The sequence below is a fragment of the Streptomyces altiplanensis genome (assembly GCF_053591575.1).
The window spans coordinates 1-15,674 of sequence record NZ_JBSFUB010000130.1 but is presented as its reverse complement, the minus strand read 5'-3'; the positions used below and the strand labels follow the sequence as shown (position 1 = coordinate 15,674).

The window sequence follows — 15,674 nt, the reverse complement described above, 5'->3', positions numbered from 1 at the left end:
CCACGGCCAGATGCCGCTGCCGTCCGGACCGCCCAGGGCGAACAGCCCGCCGACGACATCGGCGGGCAGGGACGGATGACGGGGGCCGCGACCGGGACAGGCCGGGGCGCGTCGGCGGTCGCGGCCCGCCGGCGGTCTTCCTGGAGCGCAGCGGAGCGGGGCAGCGAGGCCGCGAGGAGGGGGCCGCGCAGAGCCGGTGCGCGCAGGGCGAGGGCCACCAGGACGTAGCCGACGAGTCCGCCGAGGGTGTTGGCGAGGAGGTCGTTGACGTCCACGGAACGGCCGTTGTTCAGGGCGATGTAGGACAGCAGCTGGGCTGCTTCCACGGACAGGCTGGCCGCCGCCGTCATCAGGGCCGCCCGCGAGGCCGAGGTGGCCTGCCGGAACAACAGGGGCAACAGGAATCCGGCCGGCACCATCATGATGACGTTGGGGACGATGGTGATGTCCGCGGTGAGCAGCGGGATGAAGTTGATCTGACCGGTCCAGGGGGCCTGGTTGGCGTACTCCCCCCAGGTCACGTTCAGCGGGAAGACCGTCAGGGAGAGGACGGCGGCGGCGTAGACGGCGGCGGCCAGTTGCAGCAGGGCACGGCGCGTGTTCCACGCGTCGCGCCACACCTGGACGGCGGTGCCGGCAGCGAACAGGAGGAGCGCGGGGCCGAGAACGGGCGCGGAGTCCACCTGGTATCGGATGTCCATGAGGGCTGTTCCTTCGATCAGGACGAGCGGCGCTGACGTGGTCCAGCCTCCTTCCGGGACCAGGTCCGGCAGATCTCCTGAAAGTCCCATTCCCCGGCGGACGGCTACGACTTTCGTCAGAGGGGGCCGGGGGGCGAGCGCGGCTAGATTGCCCACCATGCTCAGTTCACCGCGCGCCGCGGCCGTCGGCCGGTTCGCCGGCGGCGCCTTGCTGCTCTGCGTCCTCGGCCTGGCCCTGCTGATCGACTTCGGCACCGGCGCCCTGGAGCACCAGGGCGCCGGAATCCTGCTGTACCTGTCGACGGCCGCGGCGGCGGCCGTCGCCTTCCCGGCGGTGGGGATCACGCTGCCGCCCGCGATGCTGGCGTGGGCGGCGTGCGGAGCGGCCCTGGTGTCGCTGGCCTGCTCGGCCGGACTGCGCGCGGCGGCGGGCAGCGGCTCACCCCTGGGCCAGGCTTCGGACGCCTACACCTTCTTGGAACCGGCCGCCCTGATGGTGTTGACGCACGTGACGGCGCGGCGGGGCTCCCCGGCCGGCACCGCCGTCGCTCTGCCGCTGCTCATGACCGCCCTCATCGTGCGGCCGCTGGTGATCGAGGTGGACGAGGGCAGCAGCGTCGTCGCACTCGTCCTGACGCTGGTGGCCAGCGGCGCCCTGGCCTCCGGCCTCACCGGCCGTCTGGTCGTCGTCTCCCGCCGGCAGCGCGAGGAGCAGATCAGGCTCGAACAGCGCCTCGGCTTCGCCCGGGACCTGCACGACTTCGTCGCCCACCACATATCGGGCATCGTGGTCCAGGCACAGGGTGCCCGTGCCGTCGCGGCCAAGAAGCCCCAGGCGGTGGGCGAGGCCCTCGAACTGATCGAGACCACCGGAGCGGAAGCGCTGACCGCCATGCGGAAGATGGTCGGCGCCCTGCGCGAGGACATCGTCCCGGACAAACGGGCACCGGGCACGGGCGCCGTCCGCGCCCTCGTCACCGACTGCCGGCTGCCCGGCGCCCGGGTCCGCTTCACCGAGACCGGCCAGACCGACTCCCTCCCCGCGGACGCCGCCCACCTGGTGGAACGCGTCGTCATGGAAGCGCTGACGAACATCCGCAGACACGCCCGCGACTGCACCACCGTGCGGGTGCACCTGGACGTCTCCCGCCGCCGGGTGTCCGTACGGATCACCGACGACGGACACCAGCGCCCGTCCGACGACACCGGCTACGGACTGCGCGGCCTGCGCGAGGTCACCGACGCCGCCGGCGGCACACTGACCGCAGGACCCGCCCCGGAGTCCGGCTGGCACGTCGCACTCGATCTCCCGCTCCCCCTACGACAGGCACTGCGATGACCATCCGTGTCCTTCTCGCGGACGACCAGACGATCGTCCGCACCGGCATGGCCATGATCCTGGCGGCCGAGGACGGCATCGAGGTCGTCGCCCAGGCCGCCGACGGGGTCGCCGCGATCCAGCAGGCCGAACAGCACCGCCCCGACGTCGTCCTCATGGACATCCGCATGCCGCGGCTGAACGGCATCGAGGCGCTGAGGCACCTGCACCGGCCCGGGGCCGCGCACGCCCCGCAGGTCGTCATGGTGACGACCTTCGACGACGACGAGTACGTCCACCAGGCCCTGCACCACGGCGCCTGCGGCTTCCTCCTCAAGGACGCGGGCCCTCGCCTGCTGGCCGAGGCCGTCCGCTCCGCCGCCTCCGGTGAGGCCCTCATCAGCCCCTCCATCACCGTCCGCCTGCTCCAGCGGTTCGTCCGCCCCGCAGCCGCTCCGGCCCGCCCCTCGCCCCTGTCCCCGCGGGAGACCGAGGTCGCCGCCCTCGTCTCCCGCGGGCACACCAACGCGGAGATCGCCGCCGCCCTGCACATCAGCGCGGGCACCGTGAAGACTCATCTCACCAACGTCCAGGGCAAACTCGGTGTCCGCAACAGGGTCGAGATAGCCGCCTGGGCCTGGGAGTCGGGCCTCGGACGCTGACGGAGAAGCCTTCCTCGGACGCTTCCCCGGCAGCGCACCCCGGCCGTACGACCGGGCGACCGGGCGACCGGAATCGGCCCATCATGTCCGGCGCACGGCCTTCAGGACCGGTCGGCGGATGCCGATGCATGGGAGATCCCCCATGAAGGAGGCCCGCTGTGGGCGACGTCCTGACGGCCCTGGCCATACCCGTCCTGATGTGCGCGAGCGGCATCTACGCGGCGTGTTCCTGCTGGTGGCGGCGGCGCCACCCGGCCCCGCCACGGCACTCGCGGAGCGCCGCCCGGCCGGTGGAGCCCGACCTGACGGCGATCGCCGAGGGCATCGTCAGGGAGTCCTGGGCGGAGATCGAAGAGCTCTACCGCGCTCCGGTGGCGGAGCGGCGGGGCTAGATTGTGGCCATGCCGCCGACCGTACGCCTGGAGCCCTGGTCCGAGGGCGATCTCGGCCTGCTCCGGCGGGCCAACGCGCCGGAGATGACGGAACACGTCGGGGGCCCGGAGACCGAGGAGCAGGTCCTCGCCCGGCACCGGAGGTACGTCAACCGCGACGGCACGCACAACGGCCGGATGTTCCGCGTCGTGCTGCTGCCGGACGGCGGGGCGGTCGGCACGATCGGGTTCTGGAGCCAGACCTGGCACGGTGGGGCGGTGTACGAAACGGGCTGGAGCGTACTGCCCGAGTTCCAGGGCCGGGGCGTCGCGACGGCGGCGGCCGCCGCGACGATCGCTTCGGCGAGGGCGGAGGGCGGGCACCGCTTCCTGCACGCGTTCCCCTCGGTCGGCAATCCCGCGTCGAACGCCCTGTGCAGGAAGGCGGGTTTCGAGCTCGCCGGCCCGTGCGACTTCGAGTTCCCGCCGGGAAGCATCATGCGCTGCAACGACTGGCGCCTGGATCTGACGGCCTGACAGCCTGACGGCCCGACAGCCATGTTCTTCCTGAACGCCGTTGCCGCCTCCCCTTCCCCGCTCGGGCAGTCGTCCGCGCCGCGTGCCCGGCCGTGCGGTTATCCAGTCGCCCGGTCGGCAGCGTTGCCGGCCGGAAGGCTGCCGCATTGCGCACAAGAACGTACGGCCCTGCCGGGAGCAGCATTCCGTGCATGACCGAGGCCCGTGAAGTGATCTGCCGTTCCCCCTGGGCGCGCGCCCTGTGGTTCTCCGTGGGGCTCGGGGCGGCCGGAGAGGTCGGAGGGATCGGACAGACAGGCGGGAATGGAGGGGCCGGGGCGGCCCAAGAGGCCGCCGGGGAGGAGAGGGAGGGGTTCCTGGCCGCCCGCTTCCTGGAGCACACCGACTACAACCCGTACGGCTTCGGCACCCATGTCGTCCTCGGAGGCGGCCCGCCCGCGGTGACGTCCCACTCCGGTCCGGGCCGGTTCGCGGCGAAACGGATACCGGTGGAACGGCTCGCCGTCATGGCCGTGCGGCGTGCCCGGGGCAGCGACGGCGACATCGCGCCCAGGAGCCGGCACATCGCCGAGCTCGACGACGCGGGCACGCCGGTCCGCCTCGTGGCCGCCCCGGCCGACCTGACCCGGATCCTCCGCGAGCCGGACCCTGCGGAAGCGGGCCCTGCGAAAGCTCCCGCGAACACCGTGAACCCCGCGCCATGACCGCCCCCGGCGGCCCCCACCGGCCGGAAAGCCGCTGGATGAGGCGTCCGCCCCAGTGGCATGCTGGCGGCGTGAACGGACCGGAGATCCACCTCAGCGTCGCCCCCGAGCTGCACCTCTTCGTCGCGGCGCAGCGGCGCGACGGACGTACGGCCCTGGCCACCGACGGCGCCTCGTCGCTCGGCCACGTCGTCGAGTCGCTCGGCATCCCGCTCACCGAAGCGGGGCAGCTGCTCGTCGACGGCCGCGAAGTCCCGGCCTCGCACATCCCGGCGGCGGGCGAGAAGGTCGACGTGCGCGCGGTGCGGCGGCCGCAGCGGGTGCCGGGGGCGCCGCTGCGTCTCCTCCTCGACGTCCACCTCGGCACGCTGGCGCGGCGGCTGCGGCTGCTGGGCATCGACACGGCGTACTTCAGCGAGGACATCGGCGACCCGGCCCTCGCGGCGTACTCGGCGCGCGACCGGCGCGTACTGCTGTCGCGGGACCGGGGGCTGCTGCGGCGCCGCGAGCTGTGGGCCGGCGCGTACGTCTACAGCGACCGCCCCGATGAGCAGCTCGACGACGTACTCAGCCGGTTCGCGCCCGCCCTCACTCCGTGGACGCGCTGCGTCGCCTGCAACGGCGACCTGGAGGGCGCCACGAAGGAATCCGTCAGCGAATTCCTCGAAGGCGGCACCGAGCGCTCGTACGACGTCTTCGCCCAGTGCACGGAGTGCCGGCGCGTCTACTGGAACGGCGCCCACCACTCGCGCCTGCAGACGATCGTCGAGGACGCCCTGCGCACCTACGGCGGCGCGGCGGCACAGGCTTCCTGACCCGGTCCCCCCTCGAACCGGCGGCCCGGCCGTCCGTCGCCCCGTCCGTCGCCCCGGCCGTCCGTCGCCCCGGCGGTCCGGCTCGTCGCCGCGCAGCCGGCCGACGGGTCAGAAACGCCTCCGCCCGCCTCCGCCCGCCTACGGCCGCTCCGCCGTCAGGTACCGCTGCACGGTGGGCGCCAGCCAGTCGACGACCTCCTGCCGCGTCATCTCCACGGCGGGCGGCAGCCGCAGCACGTACCGCGCCAACGCCATGCCGAGTATCTGGGAGGCCACCAGCGCGGCCCGCTCCGGCGCCTCCTCGGGGTGCGGGCCGACAGCGGCGACGACGGGACCGAGCTGCTCCCGGAAGACGGCCCGCATGCGCTCGGCCCCGGCTGCGTTGGTGACACCGACCCGCAGCAGCGCGGTCAGCACCTCGTCCTCCTCCCAGCGGTCGAGGAAGTGCCCGACCAGGACGGCGCCCACCTGCCGGCCCGGCCCGGCCGCGTCCCCCAGGTCCGGCAGCCTCAGGTCGAACTCGGACGCGGCGGCGAACAGCCCCTCCTTGTTGCCGTAGTAGCGCATCACCATCGACGGGTCGATCCCGGCGTCGCGCGCGATCGCGCGGATGGTGGCGCGCTCGTACCCGTCGGCCGCGAACCGCTCGCGGGCGGCGTCGAGGATCGCCGCCCTGGTGGCGTCGGACCGGCGGGGCGCGGGAGCGGGCGCGGGTGCGGGAACAGGTGCGGGTGCGGGTGGGGGTGGGCCAGGTGCTTCACTCATGCCAACGAATGTATGCCAACAGCCGTTGACGTGCCATGGCCCCAAAGGAGTGGCCGCCCCTCGTCCCGTGGCACGCTGAGCGCATGACCGTCGCCCGCTCCGCCGCCCTCTTCCTCCTCGCCGCCCTCCTGGAGATCGGCGGTGCCTGGCTCGTCTGGCAGGGCGTGCGCGGCGGGGGCCACGGGCAGGGGCACGGGCGCGGCTGGATCTGGATCGGCGCCGGAGTCGTCGCCCTCGGCGCGTACGGCTTCGTCGCCACCCTCCAGCCCGAGGGCGAATTCGGCCGTATCCTCGCCGCGTACGGCGGGGTCTTCGTCGCCGGCTCCCTCGCCTGGGGCATGATCGCCGACGGCTACCGGCCCGACCGCTGGGACGTCGTCGGCGCCCTCGTCTGCCTCGCCGGAATGGCCCTGATCATGTACGCACCACGCTCTCGCTAGCCTGTACACCATGCCTACGCCTATCGCCGTCATCACCGGAGCAAGCAGCGGAATCGGCGCCGCCACCGCCCGTCGGCTGGCCGCCGCCGGCTACCGCGTCGTCCTCACCGCCCGCCGCAAGGACCGCATCGAGGCGCTGGAGGCCGAACTCACCGCCGCGGGCCACCAGGCGACGGCGTACGCGCTGGACGTCACCGACCGTGCGGCGGTCGACGAGTTCGCCACCGCCTTCCGCACCCTCGCCCTCCTCGTCAACAACGCCGGCGGCGCGCTCGGCGCCGACCCCGTCGCCACCAGCGACCCCGCCGACTGGCGCCGGATGTACGAGACCAACGTCATCGGCACCCTCAACCTCACCCAGGCCCTGCTCCCCGCCCTCACCGCGAGCGGCGACGGCACGGTGGTCGTCCTCTCCTCCACGGCCGGCCACGGCACGTACGAGAACGGCGGTGGTTACGTCGCGGCCAAGCACGGCGCGCACGTCCTCGCCGAGACCCTCCGCCTGGAGATCGTCGGCACCCCGGTCCGCGTGATCGAGATCGCGCCCGGCATGGTCAAGACCGAGGAGTTCGCCACCACCCGCTTCCGGGGCGACACCGACAAGGCCGCCAAGGTCTACGAGGGCGTCGCCGAACCCCTCACCGCCGACGACGTGGCCGAGACCGTCACGTGGGCGGTCACCCGCCCCAGCCACGTCAACATCGACCTCCTGGTGGTCCGCCCCCGCGCCCAGGCCTCCAACACCAAGGTCCACCGCGAACTGTGACCGTCCCCGCGCGGCCGACGGCTCCCCGCCCGGACACCACCGGCACCACCGGCACCACCGGCGGAAAAACGGCCCGCACCGGGAATCAGGGTCCCGGTGCGGGCCGTCGGGGAAGAGCGCGTCGCCACAGAGCGCGCCGTGGGCCGCTCACCCCCGCCCGGTCTGGTCCCGGGCCTCGCCCGCGACCGTCTGGCCCGACTGACGAGCCTGCTCCGTGACCTGACCCGCCTGGTCACGCGCCTGCTCCTTCGTCGTACGAGCGGCCTCGGCGGCAGTCTCCTTGACTTCCTGCACCGCCTGCTGCGCGACCTGGGTGGCGTCCTCCTTCAGGTGCTGCGCCGACTCGGCCGCCGCCTGCTTGACCGGTTCGACGGCCCCGCCGGCCCGGTCCGACAGCTGCGCGGCCGCCTGCTGCTCGGCCTGCGTACTCGGCAGCATCGAGCCGGCCAGCAGCCCCGCGCCGAAGGCGATCAGACCGGCCGCCAGCGGGTTGCCCTCCGTCTGCCGTATCGCCTCCTCGGGCGCCTTCCTGACCGCTTCGCCCGCCTGGCCCGCCGTCTGGCGCACGGTGTCCGCGGCCTGCCCCGCGGTCTGCTGCATACGCTCCTGGGCCCGGCTCGTGGTGTGCGAGGCGGTGCCCATGACCCGCTCCCGCACCCCCGACACCGCACCGCGGACCCGCTGGGTGCGGCGGTGCGCCATCCGGCGCGGGCTCGTACGGTCGGCCAGCCGGTCGACGTCGCCGGACAGCTTCTCCCGCGTCATCTCGATGTCGGCCCTTACTTGGTCGGGTGACGTGCCCATTGCGCGTCCTCCTTCAGTGTCTGCACGGTCTGTTCCGGCTTCGGTGACACGGTCCGCATCCGGGCGCGCCCCATCACGAACAGGACGGCACCGACCACCGCCCACACCGCGGTGACGATCAGGGCGGCCCAGCCCCCGTCCATCACGTTCGCCAGGCCGAACACGGCTGCCAGTGATGCGAAGAGGGCCACCATGTATCCGGCGAATCCCGCTCCGCCGTACATCCCCGCGGCCTTGCCCGCCTTAGTGGCCTCCTCACGGATCTCGAGCTTGGCCAGCTCCATCTCCTTGCGGAAGAGCAGCTGCACGTCCGAGGTGACCTCGGACAGCAGCTCTCCCACCGACCTGTCCTCCACCACCGGCCTCTCTTCCACCGGGCTCTGTTGCCTCCGCTTCAGCGGGGCCTGCGGCGAATACGTCGACATCTCACACCTCCGGTGTACCGGGCGTGCCGGGCAGATCGCCCCATCCGGCGGCCCGCGGCAGCGTGCCGTCGCCCGGGGGCAGCGTGCCGTCAGCCGGGGGCAGCGTGCCGTCGGCCGGGGGCGGCGGCTGCACCGGGGGAACCTGCGGGGCCTGGCCGACGACGTCACTGCCCGTCGTACCGCCGCTCCCCGTACCGCTGCCGCCCGCCTTGCCTGCCTTGGCGAGCCTGCCGACGGCCAGACCCGCCAGCGCCGCTCCGCCCAGGAACACCCCGGGCCGGCGGCGGGCGAAGCTGCGGACGTTGTCGGCCACGCCGCCCACACCGTTCTTCTCCAGGTAGTCGGCAGCGCGGTGACCACCGTCGGCCGCCTGTTCCACCAGGCCGCGCACCGGGGAATTACCAGGCGCGTTCTGCGCCAGCCCGGCGAGATCGTCCGCCCACTGCCGCACCGTGCCCGCCGCGCGCTCGGTCTGACCCCGCACCTCGTCGTTCACGCGCCCCCGCAGGTCACGCACCGCGGTGCCGGCCTGCTGCCGGGCTTCGCCGGTGACTGTCCTGGCCTGCTGCGCGACCGACCCCGCGACCTCACCCGCGGCCTGCTTGGCCTGGCCGGCCGTGACCGACGCCTCGTCCTTCGCTGTCTGCCCGGCCTGCTGGACACGCCCGGCACCGCCATTCGCGGACACACCACTCATGGATTCCACCTTCTTCGGGGGACGCGCAGGGCCCCGCACACCGGCAGAGGCCGGACTGGGCCGGACCGCGGACGGATCGGGGGTGGGGACCACTCCGCCACCGCGTGCTGTCGCGCTCTCGCCCGGCTCGGTACGCCGAAACCTGCGCCACGCCCCGTGTGCTCTTGTGCTGGCTGGGACAACCTCCGGGTAACCCCCCAGAAGCGGGCGAAACAGACGAAAGCCATATTCCGAAATCGCACCGCGCGCAGGACGCCTCCTCACGCCTTCCCGCCCGCCGCCTCTCGCCCCCGGGCCCCGGAGGACACGCGTCCGGTCCCGCCGTCCGAGCGGTTCCCGGCGGCCCGGTCCCGTCGCCGCACCACCAGCAGCAGGACCCCGAAGGTGACCAGTGCGAGGACCATCGATCCGGCGCTCACCCACACCGGCGAACGGAAACCGAACCCCGCCCCGATCGCGAGCCCGCCGGCCCACGGACCGGCCGCGCCGCCCACGTTGAACGCCGCCGTGGCGAACGCCCCGGCCAGCGTCGGCGCCTTCCCCGCCAGGCGGAACACCCGTGAGATCAGCACCGTCCCGGTACCGAACGCGAGCATTCCCTGCACGCCTACGAGCACGATCGCCGCCACCGGGCTCCCGGCAGCCACCGCGAGCACCGCCCACCCGAGCGCGAGTGACGCCATACCGGCCACCACCAGCGCGTCCGGCCGCACATCGGCGATCCGTCCCGCGACGGTCACACCGACGAACGAGCCCACCCCGAAGAGCGCGAGCACGGCCGGCACCCACAGGGCCCCCAGCCCGGTGACATGCGTGACCAGCGGCTCCACATAGGAGAACGCGCAGAACGTGGCTCCCTGTACGAGCGCCATCGTCACCAGCGTCAGCAGCAACGGAGCCCCCCGCAGAACCCGCAGCTCCTCCCGCGCGCTCACCTCCCCGGCCCCGGTCCGCTCGTCCGGGATCGTCCGCGCGATCGCGAGGACAGCCGGCAGCGACAGGACGGCCACCGCCCAGAACGCCGACCGCCACCCCCACTGCTCCCCCAGCAGCGCGCCACCGGGCACACCCACCACGCAGGCGACGGTGACCCCGCCGACCACGACGGACGTGGCACGCGCCCGGGCCCCGGGCGCGACCATGCCGACGGCGGCCACCAGGGCGACGGCCCAGAACCCGGCGTTCGCGAGCGCCCCGGCCACCCGCGTCGCGAGCAGCACCCCGTAGCTGGGAGTGACAGCGCCGATCACATGGACGGCGACAAAGACCCCCAGGAAGACCAGCAGGGCCCGTCGTCGCGGCCACTTCCGGCTCCAGAGCGCCATCAGGGGCGCCCCGATCACCATCCCGACCGCGAACCCCGAGGTCAGCAGCCCGGCGGCCGGAATGGACACGTTCAGATCGTCGGCGATGTCCGACACCAGGCCGGACAGCATGAACTCCGATGTGCCCTGGGCGAAGACGGCCAGCCCGAGCACGAAAACAGCGAATGGCATGAAGGAACCCCAGAAGCGGTCGGCGGATCAACCAGTGAGACCGGTGAGACCGGTGAGACCGGTGAGACCGGTGAGAAACGGACGCCCGCACGCACAGAACGAAACGAGGGGGGCGGTCCACGCAGACCCGGTGATCCGGCGACGACAGCCGCGCGAAGCACGCCCACGGCCTCTCGGGCCGGCGGCTTCAGCGCGCCCAGGGTCAGCCACCGGACGACCGGTGGCTAGCCTCTGTCGGATTCAGGGCAGGACATGCCGGCGAAGCTACCAGCACGCACCCGGGCCCCTCCACCGGTTTCCGGACGCGCGGAAGGCCCCGGCAACCACAGCCGGGGCCTTCCGTCTCCCACCTTCCGCCTTCCGCCTTTCCACGCCCGGGGCGTCGTCAGCCCTTCACGCAGATGACCTGCTTCAGCTTCGCGACGACCTCGACGAGGTCCCGCTGCTGGTCGATGACCTGCTCGATCGGCTTGTACGCGGCCGGGATCTCGTCCACGACACCGGAGTCCTTCCGGCACTCCACGCCCCGCGTCTGCTCTGCCAGGTCCTGCGCGGAGAAGCGCCGCTTCGCCGCGCTGCGGCTCATCCGCCGGCCGGCGCCGTGCGAGGCCGAGTTGAACGACTTCTCGTTCCCCAGCCCCTTCACGATGTACGAGCCCGTGCCCATCGAGCCCGGGATGATCCCGAAGTCACCGGAGCCCGCCCGGATCGCCCCCTTGCGGGTGACCAGCAGGTCCAGGCCCTCGTAACGCTCTTCGCTGACGTAGTTGTGGTGACAGGAGATGACCGGCTCGAAGGTCACCCTGGCCTTCTTGAACTCCCGGCGGACCACGTCCTGGAAGAGCCCCATCATGATCGCGCGGTTGTGCTTCGCGTACTCCTGCGCCCAGAAGAGGTCGTTGCGGTACGCCGCCATCTGCGGAGTGTCCGAGACGAAGACCGCCAGGTCGCGGTCGATCAGCCCCTGGTTGTGCGGGAGCTTCTGGGCCTGGCCGATGTGGTACTCGGCCAGCTCCTTCCCGATGTTCCGCGAGCCGGAGTGGAGCATCAGCCACACGGAATCGGCCGAATCGATGCAGAACTCAATGAAGTGATTCCCCGACCCCAGGGTCCCCATCTGCTTCGCGGCACGCTCCTGACGGAATTTGACCGCATCGGCCACGCCGTCGAACCGCCCCCAGAAGTCGTCCCACTTCGCCGTCGGGAAGCCGTGCAGCCGCCCGGGGTCGACCGGACTGTCGTGCATCCCCCGGCCCACCGGAATCGCCTGCTCGATCTTCGACCGGAGCCGCGAGAGGTCGCCCGGAAGGTCGTTCGCCGTCAGTGACGTCTTCACCGCCGACATGCCGCAGCCGATGTCCACACCGACCGCGGCCGGACAGACCGCTCCGTGCATCGCGATCACCGAGCCGACGGTGGCGCCCTTGCCGTAGTGGACGTCCGGCATGACGGCGAGGCCCTTGATCCAGGGCAGGGTGGCGACGTTCTGGAGCTGCTGCATCGCGCCGCCCTCGACCGTGGCCGGATCCGCCCACATCCGGATCGGAACCTTCGCGCCCGGCACCTCTACGTACGACATAACTCCCCGATTCCCCCGAAATAAAGAAAACGCAAATCTGGCACCAAGTACCGCGAAAGAGACAGCGGACCGGCGTTTGGCCAGCGCGTGCGATACACATTGTGTCCATCGGCCGCCATCGCGCGGCAACCGCATTTCTGATCGAAGGGAGCCTGGGCCGTGCAGCGAAAGGCGTACGTACCCGGCGTCGCGCTCCTCGCGGCGCTCGCCGCCGGCTGTACCGGCGGCTCCGGCACCGACGACTCCAGCGCCGACTCCAAGGCGGGCGAGACCACCACCTCCGTCGCCGCCCCCGGCAAGTACCGCACGCTCCGCGAGCCCTGCGGCTCCGTCGACCGGGGCACCCTCCGCAACCTCCTCCCCGGCGCCGCCACACTCCCCGAGGAACAGCAGAAGAAGGTGTACGCGGGCACCGCCGCCGTCACGTACGACACGGACCGGCGCGTCGGCTGCCACTGGAAGGCGGACTCCCCGGGCACCACGCACCAGCTCCTGGTCGACTTCGAGCGGGTCGTCTCGTACGACTCCGACGTCAGCGACGACGACCGCGCGAAGGAGGTGTACGCCAGGCAGGAGGCCGCGGCGGACCTCCCGGCCCCCGTCGAGCGCCCGGCGGAGAATGACACGGGCGGAGAGAAGGGCGGCGAGGGAGAAGCGAGCGCGTCCCCCGGAGCCGGCGAATCCCCCACCGCGCCCGCCTCCGAGGCCGGTGACGAGGCCGGCGACCAGGCCGGTGACGAGTCCGGCGCCCCGACTCCCGGCAGCGACGCCTCCGACGGCGAGAACGGCACCACGCCCGGCACCGGCACCGGCACCCAGACCCCCGAAGGTCTTGAGCCCCGCGTCCTCACCGGCCTCGGCGACGCCGCCTTCCTGGACGACGCCCTGACCCGCTCCGGCTCGACCACCCAGCGCCGTACCGTCAGCGTGGTGTTCCGCACCTCGAACGTCATCGTGACCGTCCAGTACAGCGCGCAGCCCACCCTGACCACCGATGTCCCCGACAGCAGGGAACTGCAGGAGAAGACGCGGGCCCTGGCCCGCAGACTCGCCGAGCAGTTCAGCGACCAGTAACCAGCGATCAGCCGACCCATGAGCGAAGGAACCATGCACCGATCAGCCCCGCGACTCTCTCGCATACTCGCCTGCGCAGCCGTCCCGGTGATGCTCGTCGCCGCCGGCTGCTCCTCGGACTCCGAAGGCGATAAGGACGCGTCCCCGTCCGCCAGCGCCTCGCCCACGGCGTCGGCGACGCCGACCGTCGAGCCCGCGGTGTTCTCGAAGCTGCCCGAGCCCTGCAAGTCGATCAAGAAGAAGACGGTCGGCTCGCTGGTGCCCGAGGCGAAGGACGAGTCCGGTACCGCCGACAAGTCCAAAGACGTGTCCACGCGCGGTGGTTGCTCCTGGAACGGCCTGGACAACAAGGGCGTCGACGGCTCCCAGTACCGCTGGCTCTCCGTCTCCTTCATGCGCTACGACTCCGACCAGACCCGCGGCCCCGGCGACAAGCTGGCCGAGGAGTACTACGCGAAGCAGGTCGACGGCGCGAAGGCGACGGACGGCGCGAAGAAGGTCGAGTCGAAGGCCGCCGCCTCCATCGGCGACCAGGCGACAGTGGTGACGTACGACCTGCGCAAGACGGACGCGGACTTCAAGTACGCAACGGTCGTGACACGTACGGAGAACGTCGTCGCCACCGTCGTCTACAACGGCGCCGGCTACCAGGGCGCCAAGTCCCCCAAGACCTCCGACCTGCTGGAGGACGCCCAGAAGGCGGCCAAGGAGGCCGTGGCCTCGGTTGCCGCGGCGAACAAGTAGCACTCGGCAGAAAAAGGGAAACCGGCGCGTACCGGCTGATTTCCGGCAGCTCACGGAGCCCGGCCCTCCCCCGGAGGCCGGGCTCCGCCCGTACCCCCGCAACGGGCCCCGCACGCATGTGCCAGGCTGACCCCGCCAAGTTCGACGTAACGGGAGGGGATCGCGGGTGGCCGCGATGCAGTTGACACGCACGCACCGCATATTGATCGGTGTCGTCGTCGCGGGAGCGGTCGTCATCGCCGCGATCGGTTTCGCCGGCTCGTACGCCGCCGTGCGCGAGCTCGCCGAGGAGAAGGGCTTCGGGGACTTCTCGCTGGTCTTCCCGATCGGCATCGACGCGGGCATCTGCGTCCTGCTGGCCCTGGACCTCCTCCTGACCTGGATGCGCATCCCGTTCCCCCTCCTGCGCCAGACGGCGTGGCTGCTGACCGCCGCGACGATCGCCTTCAACGGCGCGGCGTCCTGGCCCGATCCGCTGGGCGTCGGCATGCACGCCGTCATCCCGGTCCTCTTCGTGGTCTCGGTCGAGGCGGCGCGGCACGCGGTCGGCCGGATCGCCGACATCACGGCCGACAAGCACATGGAGGGCGTACGCCTGACCCGCTGGCTGCTCTCGCCCCTGCCGACGTTCAAGCTGTGGCGGCGCATGAAGCTGTGGGAGCTGCGCTCGTACGAGCAGGTCATCAAGCTGGAGCAGGACCGCCTGATCTACCAGGCACGCCTCCAGGCCCGGTACGGGCGCGCCTGGCGCCGCAAGGCCCCCGTCGAGTCGCTGATGCCGCTGCGCCTCGCGAAGTACGGCGTCCCGCTCGCGGACACGGCCGCCGCGGGCCTGGCCGCGGCCGGCATCGAGCCGGCGCTGCTGCCCCCGGCCCCGGAGATCGGGGCGCAGCCCCAGGAACGCCGGGCACTGCCGCCCCAGTCCCCGTCCCAGCCCCAGCCCCAGCCCCAGCCGGTACGGGAGCAGCAGGAGCAGGCCCCGGAGCGGACGCACGGGCAGCCCCACCCCGACGAGGAGTGGCTGGAGGCCCCGGACCTGGACCACGAGCACGAGCCCGAGGACGAGCACGAGGTGCACGCCACCCCGGAGGAGGGCCCCGGCTCGCACGAGAGCCCGTGGTTCGCCGCGCCACAGACACAGCAGGCACAGCAGGCACAGCAGACGTACGGCAACGCCTACGACCCGACGGCGTACGCCGAGGCCCCGGACCCCGCCCGCCCCCTCGGCTCCGTCCCCGGCCCGCGCCACGAGCAGGACCCGGCGCAGTACCCGGATGCCGGGCACTACCCCGAGTCCGAAGAGGTCTCCCCCGAGGAGATCTACTACGACGCGTTCCGCAGGTACCTGAGCGAGTACAGCGCCTTCCCGTCGCCCCGTCAGTTCGGTTCCTACGTCCAGGACATGTACGCCGAGGCCCCGACCCCCGGCGAACTGACGGAGTACACGAAGCGCTTCAGGGTCCGCTACGAGCACGAACTCGACGCCGAGCACATCGCCTAGGCCCGCTTCCCGCACGCCGCCCCTCCCCACAGCGCCAGGACGGCCCCGGCCACGGCGAGGGCGACGTAGCCCCCGGCCGGACCCCGAGTACACCGAAGGACGCAGCGCCACCGGACCCCCTCCCCCGCGCGTCCCCCGCACACGAACGAGAGGGCCGCCGCCCCGGCAGTCCGGGAGCGGCGTGCCAGCCACGGCCCTCGGTCCACCGGATGGTGACCATGTGGTCGGTGAAGTGGCGGCCGAATCCGGGGTTGGCCAGGACCGCCTCGCGCTCC

The 15,674-nt window shown here is 72.4% G+C and carries 17 protein-coding genes and 2 pseudogenes; 11 read left to right on the top strand and 8 right to left on the bottom strand.

All coding sequences use genetic code 11. The annotated features are described in order from the left end of the window. Positions 1 to 701, bottom strand: a 701-nt coding sequence (locus ACWD0Y_RS33030; protein ID WP_450263961.1) for a VanZ family protein, incomplete at its 3' end; no start/stop codon positions are given. A 157-nt stretch (positions 702 to 858) separates the two neighbouring features. On the opposite strand from ACWD0Y_RS33030, the gene ACWD0Y_RS33025 reads away from it, so the two are divergent. From ACWD0Y_RS33025 to ACWD0Y_RS33000, 6 genes and pseudogenes are all read left to right on the top strand, one after another. After that, positions 859 to 2,040, top strand: coding sequence for a sensor histidine kinase (locus ACWD0Y_RS33025; RefSeq protein WP_450263960.1), 1,182 nt, complete (start codon positions 859 to 861; stop codon positions 2,038 to 2,040). After that, a complete protein-coding gene (locus ACWD0Y_RS33020; RefSeq protein WP_450263959.1) occupies positions 2,037 to 2,681 on the top strand; it encodes a response regulator in 645 nt (214 codons plus the stop codon). The genes ACWD0Y_RS33025 and ACWD0Y_RS33020 overlap by 4 nt, the downstream gene beginning before the upstream one ends. 158 nt (positions 2,682 to 2,839) lie before the next feature. Further along, on the top strand, positions 2,840 to 3,073 hold the full coding sequence (locus ACWD0Y_RS33015; protein WP_450263958.1) for a hypothetical protein: 234 nt from the start codon (positions 2,840 to 2,842) through the stop codon (positions 3,071 to 3,073). A 9-nt stretch (positions 3,074 to 3,082) separates the two neighbouring features. Continuing rightward, the gene (locus tag ACWD0Y_RS33010) at positions 3,083 to 3,589 is read left to right on the top strand and encodes a GNAT family N-acetyltransferase (protein WP_450263957.1); all 507 of its coding nucleotides are present in this window, start codon (positions 3,083 to 3,085) and stop codon (positions 3,587 to 3,589) included. Positions 3,590 to 3,903: 314 nt separating this feature from the next. After that, positions 3,904 to 4,293, top strand: a pseudogene (locus ACWD0Y_RS33005) (PH domain-containing protein); the annotation flags it as partial. Positions 4,294 to 4,364: 71 nt separating this feature from the next. After that, entirely contained in the window at positions 4,365 to 5,108 is a 744-nt protein-coding gene (locus ACWD0Y_RS33000) for a Mut7-C RNAse domain-containing protein (RefSeq protein ID WP_450263956.1), read from the top strand. A 138-nt stretch (positions 5,109 to 5,246) separates the two neighbouring features. Here the strand turns inward: ACWD0Y_RS33000 and ACWD0Y_RS32995 are convergent, their stop codons facing one another. Continuing rightward, the gene (locus tag ACWD0Y_RS32995; protein ID WP_450263955.1) at positions 5,247 to 5,873 is read right to left on the bottom strand and encodes a TetR/AcrR family transcriptional regulator; all 627 of its coding nucleotides are present in this window, start codon (positions 5,871 to 5,873) and stop codon (positions 5,247 to 5,249) included. 83 nt (positions 5,874 to 5,956) lie between these two features. On the opposite strand from ACWD0Y_RS32995, the gene ACWD0Y_RS32990 reads away from it, so the two are divergent. Both ACWD0Y_RS32990 and ACWD0Y_RS32985 read left to right on the top strand, forming a co-directional pair. Then, positions 5,957 to 6,313, top strand: coding sequence for a YnfA family protein (locus tag ACWD0Y_RS32990; RefSeq protein WP_450263954.1), 357 nt, complete (start codon positions 5,957 to 5,959; stop codon positions 6,311 to 6,313). A gap of 10 nt (positions 6,314 to 6,323) precedes the next feature. Beyond that, complete coding sequence (locus ACWD0Y_RS32985; RefSeq protein ID WP_093799664.1) at positions 6,324 to 7,079, top strand: SDR family NAD(P)-dependent oxidoreductase; 756 nt, start codon at positions 6,324 to 6,326, stop codon at positions 7,077 to 7,079. Positions 7,080 to 7,226: 147 nt separating this feature from the next. Here ACWD0Y_RS32985 and ACWD0Y_RS32980 read toward each other — a convergent pair whose 3' ends face one another. From ACWD0Y_RS32980 to ACWD0Y_RS32960, 5 genes are all read right to left on the bottom strand, one after another. Then, positions 7,227 to 7,883, bottom strand: coding sequence for a DUF3618 domain-containing protein (locus ACWD0Y_RS32980; RefSeq protein ID WP_450263953.1), 657 nt, complete (start codon positions 7,881 to 7,883; stop codon positions 7,227 to 7,229). Beyond that, positions 7,859 to 8,308: a phage holin family protein gene (locus ACWD0Y_RS32975; protein ID WP_450263952.1), complete on the bottom strand. Its 450-nt coding sequence runs from the start codon at positions 8,306 to 8,308 to the stop codon at positions 7,859 to 7,861. Before ACWD0Y_RS32975 ends, ACWD0Y_RS32980 begins: the two co-directional genes overlap by 25 nt. Before the next feature lies 1 nt (position 8,309). Continuing rightward, positions 8,310 to 9,005 carry a hypothetical protein gene (locus ACWD0Y_RS32970; RefSeq protein WP_450263951.1) on the bottom strand — a complete coding sequence of 232 codons (696 nt, stop codon included), beginning with the start codon at positions 9,003 to 9,005 and terminating at the stop codon, positions 8,310 to 8,312. Between the two features lie 260 nt (positions 9,006 to 9,265). Then, positions 9,266 to 10,501 carry a Cmx/CmrA family chloramphenicol efflux MFS transporter gene (locus tag ACWD0Y_RS32965; protein WP_450263950.1) on the bottom strand — a complete coding sequence of 412 codons (1,236 nt, stop codon included), beginning with the start codon at positions 10,499 to 10,501 and terminating at the stop codon, positions 9,266 to 9,268. Between the two features lie 385 nt (positions 10,502 to 10,886). Next, the gene (locus tag ACWD0Y_RS32960) at positions 10,887 to 12,080 is read right to left on the bottom strand and encodes an RtcB family protein (protein ID WP_450263949.1); all 1,194 of its coding nucleotides are present in this window, start codon (positions 12,078 to 12,080) and stop codon (positions 10,887 to 10,889) included. A gap of 159 nt (positions 12,081 to 12,239) precedes the next feature. Between ACWD0Y_RS32960 and ACWD0Y_RS32955 the strand changes: the two genes are divergently transcribed. The 3 genes from ACWD0Y_RS32955 (at position 12,240) to ACWD0Y_RS32945 (ending at position 15,399) form a co-directional block, all read left to right on the top strand. Then, positions 12,240 to 13,154 carry a DUF3558 domain-containing protein gene (locus ACWD0Y_RS32955; protein ID WP_450263948.1) on the top strand — a complete coding sequence of 305 codons (915 nt, stop codon included), beginning with the start codon at positions 12,240 to 12,242 and terminating at the stop codon, positions 13,152 to 13,154. Between the two features lie 33 nt (positions 13,155 to 13,187). Beyond that, positions 13,188 to 13,898: a DUF3558 family protein gene (locus tag ACWD0Y_RS32950; protein WP_450263947.1), complete on the top strand. Its 711-nt coding sequence runs from the start codon at positions 13,188 to 13,190 to the stop codon at positions 13,896 to 13,898. Between the two features lie 166 nt (positions 13,899 to 14,064). Further along, positions 14,065 to 15,399 (top strand): DUF2637 domain-containing protein, encoded by a 1,335-nt coding sequence (locus ACWD0Y_RS32945; RefSeq protein WP_450263946.1) that lies wholly within the window; start codon positions 14,065 to 14,067, stop codon positions 15,397 to 15,399. 163 nt (positions 15,400 to 15,562) lie between these two features. Here the strand turns inward: ACWD0Y_RS32945 and ACWD0Y_RS32940 are convergent. Next, positions 15,563 to 15,674, bottom strand: a pseudogene (locus ACWD0Y_RS32940) (branched chain amino acid aminotransferase); the annotation flags it as partial.